We start from the raw sequence: 15048 nt of genomic DNA, 5'->3' as shown, positions 1-15048 counted from the left end.
CATTGCATTTATACCAAATCGCGAAACTAGGCACCTCTAAAGCGCGATAACCTGTGATTCGGGGTGCGATGAAAGGTCCAAGGCACCTCTGAAGCGCGATAACCTGTGATTCGGAGTGCGATGACGGGCCCCAGGCGACCTACCTCCGAAACCCAACCGAAGTGAAACGAAGGGAGTGAACATCTTGAGTGAACCATCGATTTTAGCAGCCATCGTAATAGCTTTTTTACTAAGCGTACTCCTTTCCCCCATGTTCATCCCGATGTTGCATCGGTTGAAATTTGGGCAAAGCATTCGCGAAGAGGGCCCTTCCAGCCACCAAAAAAAGAGCGGCACACCGACGATGGGTGGCATTGTCGTTATTCTGGCAATGGTTTTGGCTGTGTTTCTCGTCGTGTTGTTTTTTGCCGACCTGACATTCAATTATCAAATTGGGTTGTTAATGCTCGTGACCATCGCCTTTGGCCTTGTCGGTTTTTTGGACGATTTTATTAAAGTCGTTGTAAAAAGAAACCTTGGTTTAAACTCGAAACAAAAATTACTCGCGCAATTAGTCGTCGCTGCCATTTTCTATTTTGTTTTGCGACAATATGAATTTTCCACCGTCGTGCACATCCCGGCCACCGGTCTCAGCGTGGACATTGGCATTCTTTATTTGTTGCTCGTGGCGGTCATGCTCGTCGGAGCTTCCAACGCTGTCAATCTCACCGATGGACTGGACGGGTTACTCGCCGGAACGTCCGCGATTGCTTTTGGGGCCTATGCAGTGCTTGCCTGGTATGCAGGTTTCCCTGAAGTGGCTGTTTTTTGTGCTGCTGTTGTAGGAGCGGTCCTCGGCTTTCTCGTTTTCAATGCTCACCCCGCGAAGGTTTTCATGGGGGATACAGGTTCCCTTGCGCTCGGTGGGGCAATTGCCGCGGCAGCGATTATGTTGAAAATGGAAATCCTCTTAATCATCATCGGCGGTGTCTTTGTCATTGAGACCCTATCGGTGATTATTCAAGTCCTCGTGTTTAAATGGAAAGGAAAGCGCGTGTTCAAAATGAGCCCGCTCCACCATCATTATGAATTATCCGGCTGGTCGGAGTGGAAAGTGGTGGTCGTTTTCTGGCTTTGCGGCATCGTCTTCGCAGTACTCGGCGTTTATATAGAGGTGTGGGTACTATGACAAATCATCCATCCCTTGCTCATTTGAAAAATAAAAACGTGCTCGTTCTCGGCTTTGCCAAAAGCGGAAAAGCAGCAGCCCGGCTGTTGGCAAAACATGGGGCTCGTGTCATCGTAAACGATGCAAAACCGTATGGGAAATTAACGGAAACAGAAGAGCTAGAAGCAGCCGGGGTAGAATTTGTCACCGGCAGCCACCCTTTACGGATGTTTGCGGAGCCCCTTCACCTTATCGTTAAAAACCCGGGTATTCGGTATGATAATCCGGTCGTCAAGGAAGGCCTACACCGGGATATCCCCATCGTAACGGAACTTGAGTTGGCCTATTGGTTGGTGCAGGGCACCCTTGTTGCCATCACGGGCTCAAACGGAAAAACAACGACAACGAAAGTTGTCCATGAAATGCTGGTCGCGGATCAAAAGAAAGCAAAAATCGCGGGCAATATCGGGGTGCCTGCTTGTGAAGTAGCTGAATCGGTCGGCGAAAATGAGTACATGGTGACAGAAGTATCCAGTTTTCAATTGAAGGGAACGCTTTATTTTCGGCCCCGCATCGCCGCGCTATTGAATATTTTCGATGCTCACCTCGATTACCACGGAACACGGGATGATTATATCCGTTCCAAAGCTAACATTGCCGGTAACCTCACAGCTGATGATTATTTTGTGTACAATGCCGATGATGAGGTGGTCAAAAATTTAGCAACGGCACATAGAGGAAAAACCATCCCGTTTTCCGTGAAGCACAGACAGGCAGAGGGGGCTTCTCATGAAGCGGGAACCGTTTATTGGCAGAACCAACCGTTGCTGCAAACCGATGATATTGCCCTTCCGGGCGCCCATAATCTCGAAAACATGTTGGCGGCCGTCGCGATTGCCAAACTTTTAGACGTTTCCAATGATACGGTGAAAAGCGTATTGGCCACCTTTATAGGTGTCGAACACCGCTTGCAATTTGTAAAAGAATTAAATGGGCGCAAAGTATACAACGATTCTAAAGCTACCAATATTTTAGCGACATCGCGAGCATTGACCGCTTTTGAGCAGCCCATCGTCCTTATTGCAGGCGGATTGGATCGAGGCAATGATTTTACGGCATTGGAGGAAAGGTTAACCAATGTAAAGGCGATGGCTGTGTACGGTGAAACGGGCGAGAAGCTAAAAGAAGCAGGACTCCGTGCCGGCGTTCCGGTGATCAAACAAACCGGTCGTTTACAAGAAGCGGTAAAGGAAGCATATGAGGCTTCCGCCGAGGGAGATATATTGTTGTTATCGCCGGCTTGTGCCAGTTGGGACCAGTTTAAAACATTTGAAGAACGGGGCGAGCATTTCGTGCGCGCCATTGAAGGGATATAAAGAGAAACTTTTAATCAGAGAGGAGCATTTCACCTCCCACTTCTAAAATGGCCAAACCGTCATACGAATGAAGAAAGCCTTGTCTAGATGGACAGGACTTGAATCGCGGGTGGCGGGGTGAAGATGTGAAAAAAAATAAAGAAGCGGTTGACGGAATTTTACTGTTTGCCATTGGTGCTTTGTTGATTATAGGGGTCATCATGGTATATAGTGCGAGCGCGGCTTGGGGAGAATACCGTTTTTCCGATCCTTACCATTTTGCCAAACGGCAAATGCTGTTCGCGGGAGTGGGATGTGCCGGGATGCTTCTCATGATGCGTTTCGGGTACTGGAAATGGCGGAACTATGTGCTGACAACAATTTTTGTTTGTTTTGCCCTCTTGATTCTCGTTTTGATTCCGGGGGTGGGATTGATCCGGGGAGGCGCGCAAAGTTGGATAGGCGTCGGCTCCTTTTCAATCCAACCGTCGGAATTTATGAAGTTGGGCTTGATTTTGTTCTTGGCCCATTGGCTAGCTAAAAATCAGCAACAGGTCTCGCATTTCCGAACAGGGATGTTGCCGCTCCTTGTGATTATCTTTGCCGCGTTTGCATTGATCATGTTACAACCGGACCTCGGTACAGGGGCGGTCATGGTAGCGACTTCGTTTATCATGCTCTTCATTGCCGGCGCAAAAAAAGCCCATTTTGCATGGATGGGAGCGATTGGGGCGGGAGGGTTCGTTGGTTTGATTGCCTCGGCGCCGTACCGGATCGACCGGATTACATCTTTTTTTGACCCTTGGAATGATCCGCTCGGAAGCGGGTTTCAAATTATCCAATCTCTTTATGCAATTGGCCCCGGCGGTTTATTCGGCATGGGATTCGGGGAAAGCAGACAAAAATATTTTTATTTGCCAGAACCGCAAACGGATTTTATTTTTGCCGTGATCGCGGAAGAAGGAGGATTCATCGCAGGTGTCGTCGTCATTCTTTTGTTCGCGGTCATTATGTGGCGAGGGTTGCGTACGGCTTTGCTGGCCCCTGATTTATTCGGGACGCTACTCGCCGTCGGGATTATCGGGATGTTGTTTGTGCAGGTGATGATCAATATCGGTGTCGTCATCGGCTTGTTTCCGGTCACCGGCATCACCCTTCCTTTATTGAGTTACGGCGGCTCATCCCTTACGCTCATGCTCGTCGCGCTCGGCATATTGTTAAACATCAGCGCACACACAAGAGTCACATGAACATGTACGGGGTGAGAGGGCAGGGGGGGTTATCTCACTTCCCACCTCTCACCTCCCACATCTAATACCTGAGGTGAAACAAATGAAAGTGTTGGTCACTGGCGGAGGTACGGGAGGACACATTTACCCCGCGATTGCTATGATAAAAGCGATTCGCGAGGAGGATCCGTCTGCCTCCTTTTTATACGTGGGAACGGAAAATGGATTGGAAAACGAGATCGTCCCGAAATACGATATTCCCTTTGAGGCGATCGAAATCAGTGGCTTTAAACGGAAATTGTCGTTTGAAAACGTAAAAACCGTCCGTCGTTTTTTGAAAGGGGCCTCGCGGGCGAAGCAGCTGATTCGTGCATTTAAGCCTGATGTTGCCCTTGGGACAGGGGGTTACGTAGCGGGTCCCGTGATGTACGCGGCCGCAAGACTGGGAGTGCCGACGGTCATCCATGAACAAAACAGCATTCCGGGTCTTACGAATAAGTTTTTAAGTAGATATGCCACAAACGTCGCGATTTCTTTTCAGGAAGCTTCCGATTATTTTCCCCAAAACAAGACAGTGTTTACCGGGAATCCACGTGCTTCCGAAGTTGTTAACGCCGAAAAAACCAATTTGGAGACCGAATTCGGCTTGAAAAAAAATCTACCCGTCGTGTTAATTGTCGGCGGAAGCCGCGGAGCAAAACCCATTCACGATGCCTTTTTGGAAGCATTGCCCCAATTATCCGACAATCATTGCCAATACTTATATATCACAGGAAGCGTTCATTATGATAAAGTGAAGACAAGCATAGCCAATGAAAAAAAGCGCGCACGGGTCGTCGTCCGTCCGTTCATTCACAATATGCCCAACGTACTCGCGAGTGTGGACGCGGTGGTCAGCCGTGCCGGCGCCACCACATTGGCGGAAATTACGGCGCTTGGCATCCCCTCCATCTTAATCCCTAGCCCTTATGTCACGAAAAATCATCAGGAAATGAATGCAAGGGCGTTGGAAGACGTTGGCGCGGCATTTGTACACAAAGAAACGGATTGGTCGGGGGATAAGCTCGAGGCAGATCTCGAATTGCTATTTCAAAAAGGCAAAGCGGCCGAGATGCAAACAGCGGCAGCATCCATTGCCGTTTCGGATGCGGCCGGCAGGTTATTAGATGTGATGAAAGCAGCCGCAAAAAAACAGTGATGGGGAGACGAGACAAACAGGTTTCAAAGGAGGAGGTTGGCGTGTGGGAGATCGAAAAGTTGTATCCGCAAATGAACGAATCCCCGCATTAAAAGAACAACGAAAAAAACGTGCCAATCGCCGGCTGATCATCTCTTTGATCACGATCTTTTTATTGATCGGACTTGTCGTCTATTTGCAATCCCCGTTAAGTGACATACAAGCGATCGATGTGGAAGGAGTCGTCACCGGAGAAGAGGGCGAGGTGCTCGTTCAAAGTGGCTTGGAACAGGGGGATAATATTTGGGCTTCCGACCTGGGGGAGGCAGCAACAACTATTGAAGAGGGCCTCCCTTATGTATCAGAAGCTACTGTTTCACGCTCCTTTCCGAGATCGATACATATCGCGATCACCGAGCAGGAACGAATGGCTTATATGGAAGAAAACGAAACGTACATCCCTGTGTTTGCGAACGGGGAACAAAGCCCCGAACAGCGCTTGGAGCAACTTCCCGGCGATGCGCCCGTCATCCATGGTTGGAACGATGAATCTCAGCTGGAAATTTTGCTGGCCGAAATGGAAAAACTTACAGAGGGTGTCGTTAATCGGATATCAGAAGTGCACCCGCTCGGTGAAGAACATGAAAGCCTTCGATTGTATATGAACGACGGGATTGAAGTGGAGACGAATGTTACCAACTTTTCCGAATACATGTCCGGCTATCCTGCTGTCGCTGAAGAGGTGGATCCCGGAGAGCCGGGGGTATTGCACATGAAAATGCGGCCTTATTTTGAAAGCTCGACCCCACCTGAGGAAGATACCGACGATTCCGCTGAGGAAAGCAATGAATAAAGGGAAGCTCCGTGGCAAGATGCTAGGGAATGAAACCTCGGTCTGTTTTCAGTAGACGAGGATCGGTGATAGGGTCGACCATGGGCCGATGGCTAAAACCGTGAGCTTTCAGCGTACCTCTATCGCAAAAAGAAACTTGCTGAAGATACTGCTATTTACGTCTTTCAGGTGTGAAATCATTATTCTTTTGCCTTAAAGGTTGAATTGTGGCGATTTTCGCTTTTCTCTAAGCCTATATTGGTGTAAACTTGTACATAAGATCCTTATTTCAACGAATAAGGAGATGATGGATCTTTCTATTTCATGAAGACGATTTTTTCGTAACCCTAAACAGGGGATTGAATTATGCGTTGACACGTCAGCATCATTCGTGAACAGGTATAAAAGCTGTGGAGCTATCCAGTGAAACTAGTAATCTAACATGGCAATGATAACCGGGGTAACTATTTGCTGATGTAGTCACGGCTTAAAAGAATGGTGATGACCCGCTTTGCTGCGGCTACCTCCCGTCCGCACGGGCGCGCCCAACACATCACAAGCCTGGCATGTTATGGGCAGAACATTATTGCAGTAGGAGGTGCCATTCGTGGACAACAATGACATTTATGTCAGTCTAGATGTTGGTACAACTGAAGTAAAAGTAATGATCGGGGAAATGTCAGCGGGAATGCTCAATATTATCGGTGTTGGAAAAGCGCCTTCCACCGGCATTAAAAAAGGCACTGTTGTTGACATTGACGCCACGGTCGCATCGATCCGCCAAGCCACCGAAGAAGCGGAAAGAATGGTCGGCGTTTCCATTAACCAGGTCGTTGTCGGCATTAATGGAAACCATATTGAATTGCAGCCGTGTCAAGGCATTGTTGCCGTATCGAACCCGAATAAAGAAATCGGCCAAGAAGACATTGATCGAGTCATGGATGCAGCGCAGGTGGTATCCATCCCTCGGGACCGGGAAGTCGTAGATATCGTGCCGAATCAATTTATCGTAGATGGTTACGATGAAATCAACGACCCCACGGGGATGATCGGTGTCCGACTTGAAATGGAAGGGATGCTGATTACCGGATCAAAAACGGTCTTACATAACCTTTTGCGTTGTGTGGAAAAAGCGGGTTTGGTCATCTCTGATATTTATTTGCAGCCGTTGGCGGCAGGCGAAGTTTCCGTATCAAAAGATGAACGGTCCCTCGGTGTCGCGCTTGTCGATATCGGCGGAAGCCAAACGACCATCTCTACATTCAGAGATGGTTCACTGGAAACGTTGAAAGTTGCCCCTATTGGCGGAGCGCATGTGACAAACGATCTGTCTGTAGGGCTTCGCGTAACCCAGGCGGAGGCGGAACGTGTAAAAGTAGAACATGGACATGCTTACCTCGATGATACTTCCGATGAAGTGCTAGCCACTGTTCACCCAATGGGAGGCCATGATCCGGAGGAATATTCTCAACGGGATTTGGCACATGTCATTGAACCGAGAATGGAAGAGATATTAGAAATCATTGTCGAAGAATTAACCGGCATCGGAGATATCCCAGGGGGAGTCGTATTGACCGGCGGCGCGGTGATGGTGCCCGGTACGCTGGAGCTTGCCAGAGAAATCCTCGGCCGTAATGTCCGAATGGCGATTCCGGACTATATCGGGGTAAGGGAACCGAAATATACCAATGGCGTTGGACTCATTGAATTTGCCCATCTTCATGTTAGAATGAACGATATGGAAGAAATGGTTGTTGCAACCCAAGACGAGGAAGAGCAACCGGCCTTTCGAAAAACGAGAAAATCGAACAAGCAACGTGAAGAACAAAGGGAAAAAGATTCACCCGGAGTAAGAAAAAGGGTTCGCAGTTTTTTCAAAGTGTTTTTTGAATAGTAACGAAACAAAAAGGGATACAACAGACAATTGACTGATGAGGGGGACCCGAGATGCTAGAGTTTGAAATGGATATGGATCAACTCGCTCAAATCAAAGTCATTGGGGTTGGAGGCGGTGGCTCCAATGCGGTGAACCGCATGATTGAAAGCGGTTTGCAAGGGGTAGAATTTATCGCCGTAAATACGGATTCCCAAGCGCTATCCCTCTCCCAGGCGGATACAAAACTTCAACTGGGCGGGAAATTAACGCGTGGGCTGGGCGCAGGCGCAAACCCCGATATTGGCAAAAAAGCGGCGGAAGAAAGCAAAGAACAAATGGAAGAATCGCTAACCGGGGCAGATATGGTATTTATCACCGCCGGCATGGGCGGTGGGACCGGAACTGGAGCTGCTCCCGTGATCGCGGAAGTGGCCAAAGAAATAGGTGCCCTCACTGTAGGGGTCGTTACTCGTCCTTTTACTTTTGAGGGAAAAAGACGATCTACCCACGCGACCGAAGGAATTGAAACCCTTAAAGAAAATGTAGACACTTTGATCGTCATCCCAAACGACCGTCTATTGGAAATTGTTGACAAAAGCACACCAATGCTGGAAGCATTTCGAGAAGCGGATAATGTACTTAGACAAGGGGTACAGGGCATTTCAGATTTAATCGCGACGCCCGGGTTAATCAACTTGGATTTTGCCGACGTCAAAACAATCATGAGCGAGAAAGGTTCCGCGCTCATGGGGATCGGCATCGCTACCGGCGAAAGCCGGGCTGGAGAAGCAGCGAAAAAGGCAATCTCCAGTCCATTGTTGGAAACGTCCGTTGATGGAGCCCAAGGGGTATTAATGAACATCACCGGTGGGTCCGATTTAAGTTTGTTTGAAGTGCATGAAGCAGCCGAGATCGTTTCGGAAGCATCGGATCCGGAAGTCAATATGATTTTTGGTTCCGTCATCAATGAAAATTTGAAAGATGAAGTGCTAGTCACGGTGATTGCAACCGGATTCACCGACAGCAACGGCGCGGAAAAACGGGGCCGTAACAGTAAAAGTCAAGAAACGACCGGCAGGCGGACAAGCCCGCAGCAACAACCGCAAATGGGGCAGCGCTCGCAAGCGCAAAATCAGCCTCCCGTTGATGAGGAGCCGGAGCGGCCAAGTGCCAATCAAGATGAAGACCAGGATTCCCTCGACATCCCGGCATTTTTACGAAACCGCCGCCGGCGCCGATAAGTAAAGGGAAAACGGAAGGAAAGCCCAAACGGAGATGCAGCCGTTTGGGCTTTTTTCGTGTTAATGGCAAACGCCGCGCTCATAAAGACCGATTAGGGTTGATTAGATGCGAAACGGTCGCCGTGAACGCAATCTGATCGGCGTCCTTCTGAGAAACCATAATCCCCCCTTTTATAATAAGAAAAACGAAGAAAAAGCCTTCCCGATCCCCACCTCACAACCCCTCGACAGTTTTTTATCAAATCAATGAAAATCAGAGTGTGACAACCACTGATAAAATGACATACTTCGAATGCACTTACGCTTATACTGGTAGAAAGAATAGGTTGATCCAGGGCGAAGAACGAGGTCAACAGGAAAGGGGGGACAACGAGTGTTTTGACGCTATACATAGATGTCATCTATGCATTGAACACGATCGTGACCGTCAGTTTGCTTTATATGACAGCTAAATGGATCGGGTACCACATAAAAAAAAGGCGGCTGTTCATCGCTGCAGCCGGTTCAGGTCTTCCGTTATTTATGTGGGTAACGGATTATGGAGAACTTTTATTGCATCCGTTCGCACAAGTGTTCATTTGCATCGCCACGATTCTGCTGGCGTTCGGTTTTCAAACATTTACACGCTTTGCCAAGACTGTTCTATTGTTTTATTTTATCTCCTGGCTTACGGGCGGTGTCGTCATGGCCATGGCCATGTTTTGGCAAACATCTGAACTTTTGGAAACGTGGCGTTCTTCTGCCCGTTGGGTGTTATTTGATGATATGCACGGACTGCTCGTTTTATCAGCACTACCTGTTGTCATTCTTTTTGCTGAATTAAGCAAGCATGTGCTTAAACAGGAAAAGAAAACGGTTGCCCAGTTTGCGGATGTGACCATCAAAATAGATGAGCAAACGGAAACAGTCAAGGCAATGACCCTTATCGATACCGGCAACCATTTACGTGATCCGATTTCAAGGGCTCCTGTTTTATTGGCCGAGATCGCTTTGTTTCAATCGCAACTAACCGAAGAGGAATGGAAAGAAACGCTTGAATGGCTCGATTCAGAGGGAAAGAAAGGCAAAATGAAATGGGAAGAGCGAATGAAATTGATTCCGTATCGAACGGTCGGCCGTGATCATGGCTTTATTTTCGCAGTGCACGCAGCTGAAGTCGTCATTACTGTCGACGGACAACAGCAATGCCACAAAAACGTCTTGATCGGATTTGAAAATCGAAAGCTTTCCGCGGAGGGACGCTTTCAATGTATAACACCACCCGATGTGCTTCCAAATACAGCGGGGTTAGATGCTGCATCGTAAAGGGGGAGAAATGTTTTGTGGAAAAAAATAAAATTTCACTTTTTAAAACGCTGGTATAACATCCTTTCTTTTTTCGGCGTAAAGTCGGATAGCATTTATTATATCGGTGGAAGCGAGGCCTTGCCACCACCGCTTTCAAAAGAAGAAGAGGCGGAATTGCTTGCCAAGTTGCCGGATGGTGATCCGGAAGTACGCGGCATTTTGATTGAACGCAACCTCCGGCTCGTCGTTTACATCGCGCGTAAATTTGAGAACACGGGAATTAACATTGAGGACTTGATCAGTATCGGAACCATCGGACTCATTAAAGGGGTAAATACCTTTAATCCGGAAAAAAAGATAAAGTTGGCCACTTATGCCTCGCGCTGTATCGAAAATGAGATTTTGATGTATTTGCGCAGAAACAATAAAACCCGCTATGAAATTTCTTTTGACGAACCGTTGAATGTGGATTGGGACGGTAATGAATTGTTGCTCTCGGATGTGATGGGGACGGAAGAAGACATCATCACGCGGGGCATCGAGCATAAAGTTGATAAATCCCTTCTTCGGCGAGCATTAAAATCGCTCAATCCACGGGAGAAACAAATTATGGAACTTCGGTTCGGGCTTGCCGGCCAAAAAGAGAAAACCCAAAAAGATGTGGCGGATATGCTCGGGATTTCACAGTCCTATATTTCCCGGCTTGAAAAACGTATTATTCGGAGGTTGAAAAAAGAATTTAATAAAATGGTGTAGAACAAACAGGCAGACGCACGCGGGTTTTGTCTCATACGGGGACCTTTCCACAGGTTAGGCAGACGTAGAGCCACGCATATTTTTTCTTCACACGGACATACTGAACGTGTAAGAAGGAGGAATCGTAGTTCTCCGTAAGCCACCGTGGGAGGGAAGACATGACACGCAACAAAGTAGAGATCTGCGGTGTGGACACATCGAAGCTGCCCGTTTTGAAAAATGATGAGATGCGAGCGTTATTCGAACGCCTGCAATCCGGTGATGAAATGGCAAGGGAAACATTGGTCAATGGTAACTTGCGTCTCGTTCTTAGCGTCATTCAACGTTTCAACAATCGAGGTGAGTTTGTTGATGATTTGTTTCAAGTTGGCTGTATCGGCTTAATGAAAAGCATTGATAATTTTGATCTCAGCCATAACGTGAAGTTTTCTACTTATGCGGTGCCTATGATTATCGGTGAAATTCGCCGGTACTTACGCGATAACAATCCGATAAGGGTTTCTCGTTCTCTCCGTGATACGGCGTATAAAGCCTTGCAAGTGCGCGACCGTCTCATGTCTGAAAAAAATCGGGCAACGGAACCGACGGTCCAGGAGATTGCAAAAGAGTTGGATACACCAAAAGAGGACATCGTTTTTGCTTTGGATGCCATTCAAGATCCGGTTTCGTTATTTGAGCCGATCTACAATGACGGCGGGGACCCGATTTATGTCATGGACCAAGTAAGCGATGAAAAAGTAAGCGATACGTCTTGGGTCGAACATATTGCTTTGCAGGAAGCGATGATACGACTCAATGATCGAGAAAAAAAAATATTAGACATGCGTTTCTTCCAAGGGAAGACGCAAATGGAAGTTGCCGAAGAAATCGGGATATCCCAAGCTCAAGTATCCCGTCTGGAAAAAGCAGCCGTCCAACAAATGAACAAACATAGCCAATAAAAAGCAAAACTCCGATGGGGCGCAATGTCCTGTTGGAGTTTTTTTATTGTGTAGGGTTCATGGCGCCCGAATCACCTGTTAGATCCGGTACGGTCCTCATAACTAGTGCTGAACGGCTGAAATAAAGGATCACCTGTAATTGTGACGCCAAATAATTGAGATAAGGCTGATATTAGTCGCCACCCGATGGTTGTGATAGCCAATGCTGAACCCTTTTTATGTCTAATGAGGTTTTGGTCGGACATCGATAATAAAACCGAAGGTGTGAGCGGTAAATTAAACCAATATACACTAGTACTTTATTCCAGAAATTCTTAGAGGTACGATCAGCGAAAATCGTCCGTCTCAGCATGGATTGAAGCTGGTCAAAGGACCGATAACGTTTTTGCATCGGTCGCTTTGAATGATTGATGAAATCAACGAAAGTGTCTGCCTGATCTATGCATACCATCGGGAGGAACTGTGGATACGGCGAACAAAGGGAGAAAGAATTTCTGAGACAGACCACTAGCTCCATAACCGCCCGAGAAACATCGTTTTATTGCCAAGCAAAACGAAACCGTTTCCGGAGAGATAAACGGTTGTCTTCGTTCATATAAATAAAAGAGTGGATCATCAGGAAATGAGGGAGGCGCCTAACATGTTGAAAATCACCGATCTGCAATCAAAAGAAGTGGTGAATGTCCAAACAGGTAAACGATTAGGGTCGCTGGGGGACGTGGACGTTAATTTGTCGACCGGAAACATAGATGCATTGATCATTACCGGGTCGGGGCGTTTGTTGGGGATGTTCGGACGCGACGATGAGATGATCATTCCTTGGAGTCAAATCGCAAAAATCGGCACCGATGTCATTCTCGTCTATGTACATGGGACGGAAACACCGAGTTTTTAATAATAACTATCGAATATGAAGGAAAATGTGGTAAAATAAAGAGTAACAAAAGAACCATAGGCAGGTCTTATATGAATAGAGAACCATTCGCCCTACATCCAACGAAAACACTGCTTGAGCACCACGGCCTGAAACAGGTGCGGGCCGGATTCACCACGCGACTTGGTGGCATTAGCCGTGAACCGTATAACGAAGCGAACTACGGGCTTCATGTCGGAGATGATCCCAAACATGTCATAACTAATCGCAAGCATCTTGCCAAGACCCTAGACATTTCGCTGCCGCACGCGGTATTTGCCGAGCAAGTGCACGGCGGCTCGGTCCGGAAGGTTGATGAAACCGATGGAGCCCGTGGCGCATTTTCTCTTGACGACGCGGTTCCCGATGTGGATGGCCTGTACACGAGAACGAAAAATCTGTGGCTCATGAGTTTATACGCCGATTGTGTTCCCCTGTATTTTTTTAATCGTGAGCAAACAATTGTGGGCATCGCCCATGCCGGTTGGAAAGGGACTGCTGCCAATATCGGGAGCGAGATGGTCAGGATGTGGGAAGAATGGGAAGGAATCCCCGCCGAGGACATCCATGTGGCGATCGGACCGTCCATTGGAAAGGCAGCTTACGAAGTAGACGCCAAGGTAATTTCCGCACTAAAGGAAGTGCTTCCAAACGGAAAAGAACCGTGGACGCAAAACGCCCCCGGAAGCTTTCATCTGGATTTAAAAGAAGCGAACGCGCAGTTGCTTGAGGAAGCAGGCATTAAGCGCGAGAATATATTTATAAGCAAGGCCTGCACCTATGAAAACGAGGAGCTGTTTTTTTCGCATCGCCGCGACGCTGGGAAGACCGGACGTATGATGGCCTATATAGGGTTGTTCACCGCGAGGAGTGACGAAGGTAAATGAACATCAATGAAAATTATGAAGCGATCATGACAAAGGTGACTGCGGCTTGCGAACGGGCGGGCCGGGACTTGGAAGAAGTCACTGTTATGGCCGTAACGAAATATGTATCGGCCGAACGTGTGGAACAAGCGATAGAAGCGGGAATAAAAAATTTCGGTGAAAGCCGGCACGACGGTTTGCTGGAAAAGAAACAAGCCATACAAGCGCCTGTACACTGGCATTTTGTCGGGCGCCTGCAAAGCCGGAAAGTAAAAGAGGTCGTCCATGAGTGTGACGTGATTCACTCCCTCGATCGTCCTTCTTTAGCGAAAGAAATTAATAAGCGTTATCAGGGAGAAACCCCGGTTGCGTGTATGGTTCAGGTAAATGTTTCCGGAGAGGAAACAAAGGCGGGCGTGACTCCTGATGAATTGGAAGATTTCGTGCGGTCCCTCGAATCCTATGAACACATTCGCGTGACGGGATTCATGACGATGGCGCCGCACGCGGAAAACCCGGAAGACGTTCGCCCATATTTCCGACAATTACGTGAGCTTCGCGATCACATTCAACGTTTGAAATTACCCCATGCCCCTTGTCACCATTTGTCTATGGGGATGTCCAATGATTTTGAACAGGCGGTGGAGGAGGGAGCCACGATTATTCGATTAGGGACAAGCCTCGTCGGCAACGAAACGCGAAGGGAGGAGTGAGCATTGGGCTTTAAAACACGCTTCAAACGATTTTTTGATTTTGATGAAGAATATTACGAGGAAGAAGAAGAAATTCCAACTGATGAAGAAACAGAGCCGAAGGCCAAGCATGGAAAAAATGTGGTGAGCTTGCAAAGCGTACAACAGTCTGCGAAGATGGTTTTAATTGAACCGCGCACGTACGATGAAGCGCAAGATGTGGCAGATCACTTGAAGAACCGGCGTTCGGTGGTGATTAACATGCAGCGTATTCCGTACGATCAGGCAAAAAGAATTGTGGATTTTCTGAGCGGAACGGTTTACGCGATTAGCGGTGACATCCAAAAGATCGGTACGGGGACGTTCCTGTGCACCCCGGAGAATGTGGATGTCAGCGGCGCAATTTCCGAATTTCTTCACCAGGAAGATGCTGAATGGTAGATAAAGATAGAGGGCAGGTGAACACCTGATGCAAATGATTGGCCAACTTTTAGTTATGGGTATTAATTTATATACAATTGCTGTTTTCATTTACATTTTATCAAGCTGGATTCCGAATTTGCGAGAATCGAATTTCGGCCAGATGCTCGGCTCGATCGTAGAGCCATATTTGGAACCTTTCCGTAGAATCATCCCTCCGATTGGCGGTATGATAGACCTTTCCCCGATTGTCGCGCTGATCGCCTTGCGACTGGCACAGAGTGGCGTTTACGCAATTTTCTTTTAACAGGAGCCG

15 protein-coding genes are annotated in these 15048 nt (G+C 47.7%); all 15 read left to right on the top strand.

Annotated features, from left to right (window positions below):
* Positions 1-250: 250 nt before the first annotated feature.
* The 15 genes from mraY (at position 251) to DT065_RS05115 (ending at position 15039) form a co-directional block, all read left to right on the top strand.
* Complete coding sequence (mraY, locus tag DT065_RS05185) at positions 251-1168, top strand: phospho-N-acetylmuramoyl-pentapeptide-transferase (protein WP_418314660.1); 918 nt, start codon at positions 251-253, stop codon at positions 1166-1168.
* Positions 1165-2523: a UDP-N-acetylmuramoyl-L-alanine--D-glutamate ligase gene (gene murD, locus DT065_RS05180; protein WP_114371485.1), complete on the top strand. Its 1359-nt coding sequence runs from the start codon at positions 1165-1167 to the stop codon at positions 2521-2523. Before mraY ends, murD begins: the two co-directional genes overlap by 4 nt.
* 125 nt (positions 2524-2648) lie before the next feature.
* Entirely contained in the window at positions 2649-3752 is a 1104-nt protein-coding gene (gene spoVE, locus DT065_RS05175; RefSeq protein ID WP_114376090.1) for a stage V sporulation protein E, read from the top strand.
* 82 nt (positions 3753-3834) lie between these two features.
* Positions 3835-4929, top strand: a complete 1095-nt coding sequence (murG, locus tag DT065_RS05170) for an undecaprenyldiphospho-muramoylpentapeptide beta-N-acetylglucosaminyltransferase (RefSeq protein WP_114371483.1) — start codon at positions 3835-3837, stop codon at positions 4927-4929.
* A gap of 43 nt (positions 4930-4972) precedes the next feature.
* A complete protein-coding gene (locus tag DT065_RS05165) occupies positions 4973-5761 on the top strand; it encodes a cell division protein FtsQ/DivIB (RefSeq protein WP_114371481.1) in 789 nt (262 codons plus the stop codon).
* Positions 5762-6347: 586 nt separating this feature from the next.
* Entirely contained in the window at positions 6348-7634 is a 1287-nt protein-coding gene (ftsA, locus tag DT065_RS05160; protein ID WP_114371479.1) for a cell division protein FtsA, read from the top strand.
* A gap of 53 nt (positions 7635-7687) precedes the next feature.
* Positions 7688-8857 (top strand): cell division protein FtsZ, encoded by a 1170-nt coding sequence (gene ftsZ / locus DT065_RS05155; RefSeq protein ID WP_114371477.1) that lies wholly within the window; start codon positions 7688-7690, stop codon positions 8855-8857.
* A gap of 378 nt (positions 8858-9235) precedes the next feature.
* A complete protein-coding gene (locus tag DT065_RS05150; protein WP_114371475.1) occupies positions 9236-10162 on the top strand; it encodes a sigma-E processing peptidase SpoIIGA in 927 nt (308 codons plus the stop codon).
* A gap of 27 nt (positions 10163-10189) precedes the next feature.
* Positions 10190-10900 carry an RNA polymerase sporulation sigma factor SigE gene (gene sigE / locus DT065_RS05145; protein ID WP_114376088.1) on the top strand — a complete coding sequence of 237 codons (711 nt, stop codon included), beginning with the start codon at positions 10190-10192 and terminating at the stop codon, positions 10898-10900.
* Positions 10901-11058: 158 nt separating this feature from the next.
* A complete protein-coding gene (gene sigG, locus DT065_RS05140; protein ID WP_114371474.1) occupies positions 11059-11841 on the top strand; it encodes an RNA polymerase sporulation sigma factor SigG in 783 nt (260 codons plus the stop codon).
* A gap of 640 nt (positions 11842-12481) precedes the next feature.
* Positions 12482-12736, top strand: coding sequence for a YlmC/YmxH family sporulation protein (locus DT065_RS05135; protein WP_114371472.1), 255 nt, complete (start codon positions 12482-12484; stop codon positions 12734-12736).
* A gap of 71 nt (positions 12737-12807) precedes the next feature.
* Positions 12808-13641 carry a peptidoglycan editing factor PgeF gene (gene pgeF, locus DT065_RS05130; RefSeq protein ID WP_114371471.1) on the top strand — a complete coding sequence of 278 codons (834 nt, stop codon included), beginning with the start codon at positions 12808-12810 and terminating at the stop codon, positions 13639-13641.
* A complete protein-coding gene (locus DT065_RS05125; RefSeq protein WP_114371469.1) occupies positions 13638-14333 on the top strand; it encodes a YggS family pyridoxal phosphate-dependent enzyme in 696 nt (231 codons plus the stop codon). The genes pgeF and DT065_RS05125 overlap by 4 nt, the downstream gene beginning before the upstream one ends.
* A gap of 3 nt (positions 14334-14336) precedes the next feature.
* On the top strand, positions 14337-14753 hold the full coding sequence (locus tag DT065_RS05120; protein WP_114371467.1) for a cell division protein SepF: 417 nt from the start codon (positions 14337-14339) through the stop codon (positions 14751-14753).
* Between the two features lie 28 nt (positions 14754-14781).
* Positions 14782-15039, top strand: coding sequence for a YggT family protein (locus tag DT065_RS05115; protein WP_114371466.1), 258 nt, complete (start codon positions 14782-14784; stop codon positions 15037-15039).
* The last annotated feature ends 9 nt before the right edge of the window (positions 15040-15048 follow it).

Source organism: Salicibibacter kimchii, assembly GCF_003336365.1.
Taxonomy (GTDB): Bacteria; Bacillota; Bacilli; order Bacillales; family Marinococcaceae; genus Salicibibacter; species Salicibibacter kimchii.
Note: the sequence above shows the minus strand (reverse complement) of the source record. Positions and strands in the feature narration are given on the sequence as shown.